This is a genomic window from Mucilaginibacter defluvii (genome assembly GCF_039543225.1).
Taxonomy (GTDB): domain Bacteria; phylum Bacteroidota; class Bacteroidia; order Sphingobacteriales; family Sphingobacteriaceae; genus Mucilaginibacter; species Mucilaginibacter defluvii.
The window spans coordinates 1450786-1464512 of sequence record NZ_BAABJI010000002.1 but is presented as its reverse complement, the minus strand read 5'-3'; the positions used below and the strand labels follow the sequence as shown (position 1 = coordinate 1464512).

The window sequence follows — 13727 nt, the reverse complement described above, 5'->3', positions numbered from 1 at the left end:
ACAGATGCGAATAGTGATCATGATATTGCAATTTGTGGCCGGAATGTCCCTCCTGGTGCTGGTGCATGAGCTGGGGCACTTTTTAGCCGCAAAGGCATTTGGTATACGGGTCAGGAAGTTTTACCTGTTTTTTGATGCCTGGGGGTTGAGATTGTTCCGGTTTCATTTTAAAGGAACAGAATATGGGATAGGCTGGCTGCCGCTGGGCGGCTATGTGAAAATGGCAGGGATGCTAAGTAACCATGAAGATGAGGAAGGTCATGAAGGTACTTTTGCGCACCGCAGGTACCATAACAAGCCGGTATGGCAGCGGATCATTGTGATGCTCAGCGGCATTCTCATGAATGTCTTGCTGGCGGTTGTCGTATTTACCGGCCTGACGCTAAGATACGGTAAAGGGTCTGTTGCCACGCTTGGACAGGAATACCGGATCGAACCGGGTAAATTGGGTAAACTCGCTGGCCTTGAGGCAGGCGATCAGCTGGTCGCTGTTGACGATGAACCCCTGGTGGATGAAGAAGAACTGACAAGCAGCCGCCTGATACGCGGCAAAACAGTCCTATCCGTAATACGGTCAAAAGGCAAAGAGCGGGTACATTTGCATATCGCCGTTCCACCGCAAGTGATGCAGACGATCGCTGATGAAGGCATGACCGATTTCTTTTCGGTCAATGCAGACTATAAAGCGGATTCCGTGCTAACCAATCTTAATTTGTACGGCACCAAAGAATTCAAGCATACCGGAATTTTCACGATCAACGGGGATTCAATACATTCCTATGAGGAATTCCAGGTCCGTTTACAAGAGAATAAGCAGCGTGAATTGTATGTCACGGTCATTCATGATGGTAAGACGATGCGGCTCCGGGCGCACCGGGACAAGGACGGTCATATCGGCTTTAGTCTGAACAGTAAAAAGCCTGCTTACCGGCGCGGGCCTGTTTCGGTAGCGGGGTCCATCGCAACCGGTACAACACGTACCTTGACTTCTATATCGGATAATGTAAAGGGGTTCGGGCAGATGCTTTCGGGCGAGGTCAAGATGAAAGAAGCGCTGAACGGGCCGGTTAAAATTGCGACCATGTTTGGCGAACACCTCGAATGGAAGCGCTTTTGGAGCCTGATTGCCTTGCTTTCGATCGGCATTGGCTTTATCAATGTGCTGCCAATACCATCACTTGATGGCGGCCAAATTTTCCTGGTAGCCATTGAAGGCCTTCGGGGCAGCCCTTTTAAGCCGGAGACTTTGCAGCGCATACAGATCACCGGCTTTTTGATCCTGATGGTGATCGTGGTTTTAGTTTTTTATAATGATATCCGCAGTCTGGTGTAGGCCGCAAGAGCATAGCAAACAAATTTGTAGACATTCACTTAATTTAAGATAATGGAAAACGAGCAATACCAGGTTGATGGTAAAGAACATACCGGAAAGCCTTCTGAAAACCGGCCGATCGCAGTGAATAATGAGCGGGCACACCAAGCCGACCAGCACGCCGCAAAGGAGCATGATCATGACGAGGAAGATGAGACGCTGAACCTGACGGAAGCGCCCGAGGAATCGGAAAGCTGGCTGAGCCACTGGCCGCTGCTAACCGCTCTTTTGATCCTGGTCGTGATGCTGACGCTGGAATATGGATTCAAGTGGCAGCCACCGTTTCCGGTGAATCTGATCGTTTTTTTAATTGCCTTCGGACTGTCCGGCTATAACGTACTGGGCATGGCCTGGCGCAAGGCAAAGCACTTTGACTTCTTTAATGAGTTTTTCTTGATGAGCGTGGCTACCATTGGGGCTTTCGGCATTGGGTCGTACAGCGAGGGCGTCGCCGTTATGGTGTTTTATTCTATTGGTGAGTGGTTTCAGGATGCAGCGGTGAACCGCGCGAAAAAAAGCATCAAGGCACTGTTGGATATCCGGCCGGATAAGGTAACGGTGATGCGTGAGGGAAAGCCTATAGAGGTTGATCCGAAAAGCGTACAAGTGGATGAGATCATCCAGGTGAAAGCTGGTGAAAAGGTCGCCTTGGATGGCGAGCTTTCTTCGGATTCGGCCAGCTTCAATACCGCAGCACTGACGGGTGAGAGTAAGCCGGACACGAAGCGCAAGGGCGAAAAGGTACTAGCGGGTATGATCAACCTGGATAAGGTCAGCGAGGTTCAGGTTAAAGCTTTGTTCAAAGACAGCAAACTGAGTCAAATATTGGAAATGGTGCAGGATGCCACCGCGCGTAAGTCGCAGACCCAGCTCTTCATCAGCCGTTTTGCCAAAATATATACGCCAATAGTCTTTGCTTTGGCCTTACTGGTATGTTTTGCACCTTACTTCTTTGTCGACAGTTATAACTTTCATCAGTGGTTCTATAGGTCACTGGTTTTCCTGGTGATCAGCTGCCCTTGCGCGCTGGTAGTGTCAATACCGCTGGGCTACTTTGGCGGTATCGGGCTGGCCTCACGAAATGGGATATTGTTTAAAGGTTCTAACTTTTTAGATGTCATGACGAAGATCGATACGGTCATCATGGATAAAACGGGAACCCTGACCAAAGGCGTATTTAAGGTGCAGGAAGTGAAAGCCGAAGGATTGAGTAATGATGAATTAGTGTGTATGGCAGCGGCTATTGAAGCCAATTCGACTCATCCTATTGCCAAAGCGGTGGTCGCTTATGCTGGCGATAAGGCCAAAGCTATCCAGGCAGAAAATGTCGAAGAGATCTCCGGCCATGGCTTGAAAGGCACGATAAACGGTAAAGTGGTGCTGGCTGGCAACGCGAAGCTTTTAAAGAAATTTAATATTGCTTATCCTGGTGAAGTGGATGGTTTGGTTGATACCGTTGTCGTACTGGCTGTGGATAACCAATATACGGGTTACATCACCATTGCAGACGAAATTAAAGAGGACGCAAAAGTTGCCATCGAGCGGATGCACAACCTCAAGCTGCAAACCGTCATGTTATCCGGAGACAAGCAAGCCGTCGTGGATAAAGTAGCTAAGTCGCTAAGCATAGATAAAGCATATGGCGACCTGTTACCAGACGGAAAAGTGGAAAAAGTACAGGGCTTTAAGGATGCTGGCAGCCGTATTGCTTTCGTAGGTGACGGCGTGAATGATGCGCCAGTCGTTGCGTTGGCTGATGCCGGTATTGCTATGGGCGGCCTGGGTAGTGACGCTACTATTGAAACCGCAGATATTGTCATTCAGAATGACCAGCCTTCTAAAATCACCACAGCTATCAATGTCGGTAAAATAACGAGCCGTGTTGTTTGGCAGAATATTACGATTGCCATGCTTGTGAAGGTGGTCGTCCTCGTATTGGGTGCAGGAGGGGTCGCCAACCTTTGGGAAGCAGTAATTGCCGATGTAGGCGTCGCCCTGCTGGCAATTCTGAACGCAGTAAGAATACAGCGAATGAAGTTGTAAGAAATAGGTTTTGCTTAAAGATGAAGCTGACTCAGCTTCATCTTTAAGCACTTAACGGGTGTAATTACTTCTGCATTCCTGCCATAGCATTACCGCCCTGTTTCAACACCAGTTCACTATAGATCAGATAGGCGCCGGTTGCAGCAATGGTCTCGCCAGCACTTAGCCCGTTCACAATTTCAATTGTCCGTTCATTTTCTATGCCGGTTTTTACCATGCGTGGTTCAAACGTATTCTTCGCTGTTTGTACGAAAACCATACTGCCCTTCGCGTCACGAACCAGTGCATTTAAAGGAACAACCAATGCCTGTTGTCCTGTAGAGGGCATAGCTATTTGCACCTGCATGCCTGGCTGCAGCTTAAGCCCGGGGTTTTGAATAGTTGCCCGTATAACCGAAAGTTGCGTGCCAGCCTGTAGTTCCGGATTGATAAAGGAAACTTTAGCGGTAAGCGGCTGGTCTTCGCTTCCGGGGAGCAAGACTTTGATTTGCTGTCCCATTTTTACTTTACCGGCTTCTTCGGGATAGAGTTCGCCTTCCACCCATAGCTGATCCAGGCCTTCCAGGCTATACAGGGCAGTACCTTCTGCGACATATTGCCCCTCCGTCGCCTTTATTGCTGTAACGATACCACCAGCCGTGGCATACATGGTGATTCTTGCATGAACCTGGTGCGTCTTTTTGAGCTGTCGTATCTGTGCAGGCTTTAGTCCGTATAATGCCAGTTTTTTGCCTGCGGATTCAAGAAATGAACCAAACCGTTCGTTTTCATTTCCCATAGCTTTATACTGGTCCCAAGCCAAAAGAAATTCGTTTTCAAGCGTTAATAACTCCTCGCTGTACAGCTCATATAAGGGCTGACCCTGATTGATCCTAATACCGGTCTGTTTGACGAATAGTTTCTCAATTCTTCCTGCTGCACGTGCGCTGATAACCTCGTTTTGTGTAGTGTTGGCAGCCAGCCTCCCATTGATCAGTTGGCTTTGTCCCGAATAGCCTTTCCCAACTGTCATCATGGTAATATTTGCCAGTTCCAATTGGGCAGGGCTGAATTTTAAGGAATGAGCTTTGGTTTCATTATGCGCAACCGGAACGAGGGTCATCCCGCAGATCGGGCAGTCGCCCGGATGGTCCTTTATGACTTGCGGATGCATCGGGCAGGTATATTGCTGTTTAACTGCCGCATGTTCCGGGGCATGACCGCTGGCTATTTCCTGCCGATCACCTTGCTGCTGCTGGCAGGCGGTGAAAACGGCTGCAAGAAAGAACCCTGTTATTAATAATTTTTTCATTCCTTGTTTTCTTCTTTCGTTTCGATAAAACTTTCACTATCCACCAGGAACTGCGCGTTAGCAGCAACCTCATCGTTGGCTGCTAGTCCCCTTCGTATCTGTACCCAATTCAATACCTCTGCACCACCAGTGACCGGCACAGGTGAAAGTGCATGATTTTTTCTGACAAAAGCCACCCGACGTGTACCAAGGTCGAGCAAAGCCGATGATGGTATCCATAGACCAGGAATTGGCTTGCCCTCAACAGACGCTTTGATCAACTGACCGATGCGAAGGTTACGGGAACTGTTGTTTAAACTGATCCTGACTTTGGTAAAGGTTGATCCCTGATCGTAAAAAGGCTGAATGAGTTCGATGCGACCTTGTGTTTTTTTCCCGTCATCCGCAATCACCATGACCCTGGCGTTTTTGTTAAAGCTGGCAGCCTGCGACGTGGAAATATTGATTTCTGCCCAAAGTTCGCTTGGGTTAATAATGTTAAACAAAGTTTGACCTGCACTGACGTATCCGCCTTCCTGTAAGAGACCTGTTCCAGGCTGAGCAGTATTGATGGCAGCAGCACTTGTCGTGCCGCTGCTCATACCTCCACCGGAAGTGCCCATACCGCCACTGTTGTTCATGCCATCGTCTTCAGCCGTTGCCGCTGCGGCAGGCTGGTTCATGGCCCGGGGGGCTGGAGCAGACGCCCCCACCAAATAACCGGTATAAGGGCTGTATAACGGAAAACGATAGTATTCCCGTCCGGTTCGCATTAGGGTGTTGACCTGCTGGCTGGTTACGCCAAGTAATTTCAGCTTCTGAACGGCACCACTGATCAGCGATTGATTGTCTTTGTCTGTTTTCAGAATGTACAAAAGTTCCCGCTGGGCAGTCACAAGCTCCGGACTGTATATCTCAGCGACAAGCTGGCCTTTGCTTACCGGCTGATATTGATATTTCAGGTACAGTTTTTCTATTCTGCCTCCAAAGCGGGCTGCTACCACATTTTGCCTGCGGGTATCATAAGTGATCACACCCGGTGCAATGAGAGAGTCCTGCATCGTTTTTTCTTCCGGACTGATTATGTCAATATTAGACACCACGGTACCGTTAGGCGATTTGATCAACGAAGCCAGATCAGCAGGAACCTGTAAGGTATCTTTCTCGCTGCCAGATTTTTTGACTAAATCCATACCGCATATGGGGCAGCTGCCAGGATGGTCACTTACAACCTGGGGATGCATGGGGCAAGTATATTGCGCCGATTGGCTTTGCTGACCTTTCTGTTTCTTGGACTGATGGTTACAACTCACAAATATGAAGGCCAGTGTAGCGAGTAGAAGAAACGTCCAGCTAATTCTTTTCAATCTCTTTTTCATAATCTGCGGTCATCAAGTAATAAGCCTGTAATTCATCCAGATAATTCATCCGGTTCATATTGTAAGTCTCCCAAGAGGTCATAACCTGAGGCAGAGCAAGTGTGTTTTCTTCATAGGCGATCCTGTTGGCATCAAAGCTTTTTTGCAGGGCAGGTAGAATTTTTTGCTCGAAATTTTTTAAACGGCGTTGCATAGTCGTAATATCTGTTAACATGGAAGCAACCATGTTTTCTGTTTCAATCAGCATAGCCTGCCGCTCGTTTCTCATTGCCTCAATGCTGTATTGCATCGATTTAACCCCTGATTTGTACATTTTGGAAGACCAGGGCGCAATCGGTATGGATACCATCGCCATCGCCGTAAATTGTGTCGGCATCATCGGCGCTCTATTGAACATATTATCCAGGCGCAACCGGAAATCCGGTTTAGCTTCTGCTTTCATTGCGTCGATGTTCAAGTTCATCGAACTGATATTTTTATCCATTTGCCGCACAACGCTTTTTGCAGAACTTAGATAAGCTGTATCAGCAACAGCTACAGGGATAAATTTCAGTTGGTAAGCCGTGTCGATGGCAAATGCTGAACTGGCCGGACGGTTCATCAGGGTATTCAACTGATACATCTTTTTTCGCATATCCGCTTCTGTCATCAACTGCATGTTCTGTACTTCGGCAAGCCTGCCCTCGGCACTGTATACACTGCTCAATGTAGCTTTATTATACGGATAACGGATCTTTGCCAACTTATTCAGCGTGGTTAGGATGCGCTCATTTTCTTTCAGTACGCTCATTTTTTTACTGGCCACCAGCCAACCATAGTATAGTTTCTTCGCCTGTGTGCGAACGTCATTTAACGCTACGTTCCGGCCTTCCAGTTCAACAGCGGCTAAAGAATTTTCGTACGCTTGTTTTCGTCTGAGTTTGGCAGGATTGGTGATATCCTGTTCGGCGGAGAGCATCCATGCCCCCTTATCAGTTTCATCCATGACTTTTGTACCGGGGTACGGCGTCATCCAGGTGCCCGCACCTATCATCGGGGCCATCTGTGCCGTGGACCCCTGCGATTTGGCCACCTGGCTTTGAGCCCGGCTTGTATACGCCCGCAGGTTAGCGTTTTGCTGATCTATTCGGGCTATAATGGAATCCAGGGATAATATGTTCTGGCTGAAAGCAGCGGGTGCGCTCAGCAGAGATACGAAAACCAGAATGCTTTTTTTAATGCTTGACATCGTATACCTCCAATTTTCCAAACTTTTTTAGTTCGTATTCTTTTGTCATTAAAAATATCAGTGGTGTGACCAGCAAAATATGGGTGGAAGAGGTCAGTACGCCGCCGATCATTGGTAATACAATAGGTTGCATCACGTCGCTGCCAACACCGGTAGACCAAAGCACAGGAATTAGGCCGAACAGGGCTACACTTACGGTCATGATTTTGGGTCGCAGCCGTTTAGCTGCACCATGAATCACATATTCACGCAAATCGTCCCTGGTGATACTGTCTTTGGAGTTTCCTTTAACTTCCACCAGTTGCCGCATGGCATCATTGAGATAAATGACCATGACCACACCGGTTTCCACTGCTATGCCAAACAATGCGATGAACCCTACGGCCACTGCAATCGATAGGTTTACGCCATAGAAGTAAACCATGAATACCCCGCCAATGAGGGCGAATGGTATGGTGATCAGACTCAAAAAGGCTTCGCGGGCGGATTTGAAAGCGAGGTACAAGGCCAGAAAGATGATGATCAGTACCACAGGCAGGATGAGCAGCAGGGTTTTCTGCCCGCGGATCAGGTTCTCATACTGTCCGCTCCATTCAATATAATAACCTTTGGACAGGCTCAGGGATGCATTCAGTCTTTTAATTGCTTCATCGACCGTATTACCCAGGTCCCGTCCCCGGACGTTAAACATAACCGCCCCCCTGAGCAGCGCATTTTCAGAATTGATCATGGGCGGCCCATCCTCAAAGCGAATGTCAGCTACTTCGGAAAGTGGGATACTACCCATTGTGGCTGTTTGTACCGGAATGCGCTTAAAGCTTTCCAGGCTGTTGCGAAAGTCCTGGGCCAGCCTTACATTGACTGAGAAACGCCTGCGCCCTTCTACTGTCGTGGCTACCGGTGCGCCGCCAATGGCAGATTCTACAACTGTATTCACGTCGTCTACAGAAAGCCCGAACCGGCCCAATGCTTCGCGCTTGATATCCATCGTCAGATATTTCCCGCCCGTAACAGGCTCTACGTATAAGTCATTGACCCCTGGAATACCTTTCAGCAATGAACTAACCTTTTCGGAGGCTGCACTGATGGTGTCCAGATTTTGTCCATAGACTTTTACGCCTACGTCGGTGCGTATACCGGTAGAAAGCATGTTGATCCGGTTGATGATAGGCTGCGTCCAGCCATTAACCACGCCGGGAATTTGCAGCTTGCGGTCCAATTCTTCGATAATCTTCTTTTTTGTCATTCCGGGCCGCCACTGGTCTTTCGGTTTCAGCATAATGATCGTCTCAATCATACTAATAGGGGAATTATCCGTTGCGGTACTGGCTCGTCCTGCCTTACCAAGGACCTTGGCTACTTCGGGCTGCATGCTAATGATCTTGTCCTGCACCTGCAGAATTCTCTTGGCCTCTGTATTAGAAATATCAGGCAGGGTCACCGGCATAAACAATACGGATTGTTCGTCAAGTGGCGGAAAGAACTCACGCCCCATATTCAATAGCAGCGGAATGCTGATAAGCAGGGCAAGGACATTAATTCCTAAAGTTATTTTCCGGTTGCGCATACAGGCCCGGATTACCGGCTCGTACACGCGCTCCAATAATCGGTTGATAGGGTTGTGAGTGTCATCCTTAAACCTTCCCTTCATAAAAAAGGAGATGGTGACCGGTGCCAATGTGACGACGAGCAGGGCATCTATAATCAGGATGAACGTTTTCGTATAAGCCAGCGGGTGAAAGAGTTTTCCTTCCTGACCGGTTAGCAAAAAAACCGGCAAAAACGAGGCAATGATGATAATGGTAGAGTAAAATACACCACGCGATACCTGCTTGCAAGACCTTTCTATAATTTCAAGGCGCTCAGCGTTGCTGAGCCTGACATAATCATTAGTCCCTTTTTTAAAATTCGGCCACATCAGTTCTTATCTGTTTTTAGGTTTGCTTCTTTATTTAATTCTGCCTGCCTGACCGCGAGATTTTTATATGCATTCTCGGCCATGATAATACCGTTGTCGACAATAACGCCGATCGCCAGGGCGATTCCGGTCAGGGACATGATATTGGAACTGATATTCAGGGCATTCAATACGATAAAGCTGGCTGCAATGGTAATCGGAATCTGAATAATGATACTGACAGCGCTTCTCCAGTGTAGCAAGAAGATAATCACCACCAGTGAAACAACAATCATTTCTTCTATCAGCGTATGCTTTATCGAGTTTACCGATTCTTCAATCAGGCCGCTCCGGTCATAAACTATATTGAATTTCACGCCCTTTGGAAGGCCCTTGGCGACATCTTGCATTTTGGCTTTCACGTTGCGAATCACTTCGTCCGCATTTTCTCCGTACCGCATTACGACAATACCGCCTACTGCTTCTCCCTGGCCGTTCAGGTCAAATATGCCCAGCCTGGTTTCTCCGGTCATTTGTACAGTTCCAATATCACCGACCGTTACAGGTATGGAATTCCGTGAGGCAATGGGCAGGCGGCTGATTTGATCAATGGAATTCAGGTAGCCACTGGTTTTGATAATATAGCCGACATCACCCATTTCCAGTTTTCTGCCGCCAGCTTCGTTATTATTGCTACGAACAGCACGGATAACCTCCGGTAGGGATACTTTATAATAGTTAAGTTTGTTGGGGTTTACATTGACCTGGTATTGTTTCTGGAATCCGCCAAAAGAGGCGATCTCACTTACGCCCGGAACATTTTGGAGTCCAAATTTGACGTACCAATCCTGGATGGCACGCTGTTCCCCCAAATCGATCCCTGGCGCATCGAGCGTATACCACAGAATATGACCAACACCTGTACCATCAGGACCAAGTGTCGGCGTTACACCTTGCGGTAGTAACCGCGATGCGTAGTTAAGTTTTTCAAGCACCCTTTCCCTTGCCCAGTAAACATCTGTATTGTCATTGAAGATAATGTACACAAAGCTCATCCCGAACATGGAGGTGCCGCGTACATATTTCACCTGCGGTAAGCCTTGTAGATTGGTAACCAACGGATAAGTTACCTGATCTTCTATGATCTGCGGACTGCGCCCCATCCATTCAGTAAATACGATCACCTGGTTTTCGGACAAGTCAGGTATCGCATCAATTTTATTCTGTTTGACCGAGTATACACCCCAGCCAAACAGAATTAATGCCACCAGCAAGACCAGAAACCGGTTCCTCATCGAAAAGGAAATCAGTTGATCTATCATATAATTAGTGCATATGGTTCATGGAATTACTTTGTTTACCCGGCGCTTTGGACGTTTCTTTTTTCACCAGATTCATGCCGCATTTGGGGCATTTACCCGGCTTAGCAGCAATGACGTCGGTATCCATTGGGCACGTATACTGTACCTTAGCAGTATCGGCCTTCTGTGTTTTTGCTTTTTTCTGAGCAGGTAATTGTTGAGCGGCAAATAAATTTGAAGCAGAAACGGTTAACGACAGGGCAATTACAAATAGCTTTCTCATTGTTGAAGAATTATTAAAAATTATTAAAAGGGTTTGAAATCATTGGGTGCGATAAGCCAAAGCCATCCCTGCAGAACATAAAGCAGCATGGTTGCTGTAGCCGACATGGCATACAAGCATTTTCAGGAAATCGCAGGCGTGAGGGAACTTCTCGAATCAGAAAGATTTGAGAAGTCGAAAAGGTGGGGAATTAAATACGGAATGTTCGATTAAGCAGGTAAACAGGTTTACCAATTCCTATCGGGGGACTTTGGCTTACCGGATAAACCACTGCGAGCGAATGCACATCTACAGACTTCAGATTAGTAGATCTGGCGGGTAGAACGACCGGAAACAGGGCAGCAAACTGAAAGCTGAAACTAGCAACCCGCTGTTCCTTTCCAATTTTGAATTCATGCTGTTTGTCCTTGCAGCATTTGTTTTTCAGTGCTTTGCTCTTCAGCATTCCACAGTTTTCACAGTGATCGCTTCGCTGCTGGTTCAGGCTCATTCCCTGTAACTCACCCATGCAGTAATGCAGGGTCAGGCTGGTGCCCGAAGAGACACCGGCATACAGCAGGATCAAGAAGATGGCTATGAACCTTTTCATTTATACAAAAGTAATGATAATCAATTGACCGGGCAAAAGAATTGCTACTTTGCCTTTGTTTTACCAGCCCTGTTTTTTATAAAATTTTTCAATCGCGTCCCCAATTAAATTAACGGTCAGCTGGTCCAGGTCGCCACTGGCTAAACTCCAGGAATTATCGCCATTGTTGATGATGGCGGTTTGTTTTCCGTTTAGTTCAAAGTCGTAGGTTTCACTGGAATGCACAACCTGCACGGCTTGCACATCATTGCCTGATTGATATTCAATTTGAAATGTCTGATCGTCTTTCATTTTTGTAGATTAAGTTTTGACCTTCAGTAAGCTTGCATTAATTGCTACAACAACCGTGCTAACCGTCATCAATACTGCACCTATCGCAGGGCTAAGCAAAATTCCCTGATCGTAAAGCACACCGGCAGCAAGCGGTATCGTTACCACGTTATAACCTGTTGCCCAGGACAGGTTTTGTATCATTTTTCGGTAAGTGGCTTTGCCAAAAAGGATCAATTTAACAATGTCTTTAGGATTGCTGTTTACCAATACGATTCCGGCTGTCTCTGCTGCAATATCGCTGCCTGAGCCAACAGCAATGCCAATATCGGCCTGCGCCAGCGCGGGCGCGTCATTCACACCATCGCCGGTCATCGCTACAAATTCGCCTTTTTGCTGGAGGTCTTTGATTTTTTCCAATTTTTGGTGCGGCAACACTTCCGCAAAGAAGCCATCCATCCGGAGTTGTTCACTCACGCTTTCCGCGACCTGTTTGTTATCACCCGTCAGCAATAACGACTTAATCCCATTCTCATGCAATGTTGCAATCGCATCTGCTGACTCGGGTCTGACGGTGTCTGCCAGCGCGATAAAGCCCGCCATCTGGTCGTCAATCAACACAAAAACGACAGTCTCGTTACCTGCCTGATTGTAATTTGCCGGAAGCTGTACCTTGTTTTCTTCCAGGTAGCCGGGACTGACTACCATAATGCGCTTTTGTTCTACTATGGCTTCAACGCCTCTACCTGTGATCGCTTTAAAGTCACTTGCTAATGGCAGTTTCAACTTTCTTTTAGTCGCTTCGGCTGTAATACCAGTGGCTATCGGATGTTCGGAATTGCTTTCCAATGCTCCGGCTAATCGAATGATTTCGTCTTCATTCTGGCCGTCACCCGCTACAATTCGTGACACTTCAAATTTTCCTTTCGTCAGCGTTCCAGTCTTGTCAAACACAATGGAAGTGATCTTCCGGGCGTTTTCGAATGCCGTTCTGTTTTTGATCAGCAGTCCATGCTGGGCAGACAAGGAAGTGGATTTTGCTACCACCAGCGGCACCGCCAGGCCAAGTGCATGGGGGCAGCATATGACAATGACCGTTACCATGCGTTCCATTGCAAATGCCAGGTCACGGCCCAGGCTGATCCAGACCACAAATGTTGCTATACCGGCTAACAGCGCAATAAGCGTCAGCCACCTGGCCGCTTTATCGGCTAACAGTTGCGTATTCGATTTGGCTTCCTGTGCACTTCGCACTAGGTCAACAACTTTAAACAGGTAGGAATCTTTACCGCTGTGGGTGACGCGTATTTTTAAGGAGCCATTCCCGTTCACGGAACCCGCGATCACCTTTTGCCCTTTGGTTTTTTGTACCGGCGCTGATTCACCGGTCAGCATGGACTCATTTAAATAGCTGTCGCCTTCTTCCACTAGACCGTCAGCAGCGATCTTTTCGCCTGGCTTAATAAGGATCAGGTCGTTTTCTTTCAGCGTATCCGTTTTGACATCCATGATATGCTCGCCGTGTACCAGGTGTGCATCGGAAGGCATTAACTGTACCAGCAGTTCTAACTCCCGTGACGCGCCTGCCACTGACTTCATCTCGATCCAGTGCCCAAGCAGCATGATCAGGATCAGTGTAGCGAGTTCCCAAAAGAAGTCCATGCCTTTCAAGCCGAAAACAGTGGCGGCACTGTAAACATAGGCGACCGTGATGGCAAATCCGATGAGAGTCATCATGCCGGGATTTTTAGCTTTCATTTCTGAAAACCACCCGGTTAAGAACGGCCAGCCGCCGTAAACAAATACAATGCTGGAAAGTACGAAAAGTATATACTGACTGCCGGAAAAGCTGAGCTGCCAATGCAGCCAATGTTGGATCATCGGTGATAGCAGTAATATGGGTATCGTTAGCACCAGTACGACATAGAAACGCTTTCGAAAATCCGCGATCATGGCGTAGTGGTCATGGCCTGCATGACCCATGTGCTGATCGCTGCCGTGATCGGCGTTATGGTGCTTGTCATGCTGATGACCGGTCATTTCCGGCATTTCGTGATGCTGGTGCTCATGCTGATGTTCCATATTTTTTTTATTT

The 13727-nt window shown here is 47.7% G+C and carries 11 protein-coding genes; 2 read left to right on the top strand and 9 right to left on the bottom strand.

What is annotated here, in order from left to right:
- Positions 1 to 4 precede the first annotated feature (4 nt).
- Both rseP and ABD960_RS12580 read left to right on the top strand, forming a co-directional pair.
- A complete protein-coding gene (rseP, locus tag ABD960_RS12585; protein ID WP_345331508.1) occupies positions 5 to 1333 on the top strand; it encodes an RIP metalloprotease RseP in 1329 nt (442 codons plus the stop codon).
- Between the two features lie 51 nt (positions 1334 to 1384).
- Entirely contained in the window at positions 1385 to 3415 is a 2031-nt protein-coding gene (locus ABD960_RS12580; protein ID WP_345331507.1) for a heavy metal translocating P-type ATPase, read from the top strand.
- Between the two features lie 64 nt (positions 3416 to 3479).
- Here the strand turns inward: ABD960_RS12580 and ABD960_RS12575 are convergent, their stop codons facing one another.
- From ABD960_RS12575 to ABD960_RS12535, 9 genes are all read right to left on the bottom strand, one after another.
- Positions 3480 to 4706 (bottom strand): efflux RND transporter periplasmic adaptor subunit, encoded by a 1227-nt coding sequence (locus tag ABD960_RS12575; RefSeq protein WP_345331506.1) that lies wholly within the window; start codon positions 4704 to 4706, stop codon positions 3480 to 3482.
- Positions 4703 to 6064, bottom strand: coding sequence for a heavy metal-binding domain-containing protein (locus tag ABD960_RS12570; RefSeq protein ID WP_345331505.1), 1362 nt, complete (start codon positions 6062 to 6064; stop codon positions 4703 to 4705). The genes ABD960_RS12575 and ABD960_RS12570 overlap by 4 nt, the downstream gene beginning before the upstream one ends.
- Positions 6039 to 7292 (bottom strand): TolC family protein, encoded by a 1254-nt coding sequence (locus ABD960_RS12565; protein ID WP_169611338.1) that lies wholly within the window; start codon positions 7290 to 7292, stop codon positions 6039 to 6041. The genes ABD960_RS12570 and ABD960_RS12565 overlap by 26 nt, the downstream gene beginning before the upstream one ends.
- Entirely contained in the window at positions 7279 to 9210 is a 1932-nt protein-coding gene (locus ABD960_RS12560) for an efflux RND transporter permease subunit (RefSeq protein WP_345331504.1), read from the bottom strand. The genes ABD960_RS12565 and ABD960_RS12560 overlap by 14 nt, the downstream gene beginning before the upstream one ends.
- Positions 9210 to 10511, bottom strand: coding sequence for an efflux RND transporter permease subunit (locus ABD960_RS12555; RefSeq protein ID WP_345331503.1), 1302 nt, complete (start codon positions 10509 to 10511; stop codon positions 9210 to 9212). The genes ABD960_RS12560 and ABD960_RS12555 overlap by 1 nt, the downstream gene beginning before the upstream one ends.
- 4 nt (positions 10512 to 10515) lie before the next feature.
- Positions 10516 to 10773, bottom strand: a complete 258-nt coding sequence (locus ABD960_RS12550) for a heavy metal-binding domain-containing protein (protein ID WP_345331502.1) — start codon at positions 10771 to 10773, stop codon at positions 10516 to 10518.
- A 190-nt stretch (positions 10774 to 10963) separates the two neighbouring features.
- A complete protein-coding gene (locus ABD960_RS12545) occupies positions 10964 to 11362 on the bottom strand; it encodes an HYC_CC_PP family protein (RefSeq protein ID WP_345331501.1) in 399 nt (132 codons plus the stop codon).
- A 60-nt stretch (positions 11363 to 11422) separates the two neighbouring features.
- Positions 11423 to 11653, bottom strand: coding sequence for a cupredoxin domain-containing protein (locus tag ABD960_RS12540; protein WP_345331500.1), 231 nt, complete (start codon positions 11651 to 11653; stop codon positions 11423 to 11425).
- 9 nt (positions 11654 to 11662) lie between these two features.
- A complete protein-coding gene (locus tag ABD960_RS12535) occupies positions 11663 to 13714 on the bottom strand; it encodes a copper-translocating P-type ATPase (protein ID WP_345331499.1) in 2052 nt (683 codons plus the stop codon).
- Between the last annotated feature and the right edge of the window lie 13 nt (positions 13715 to 13727).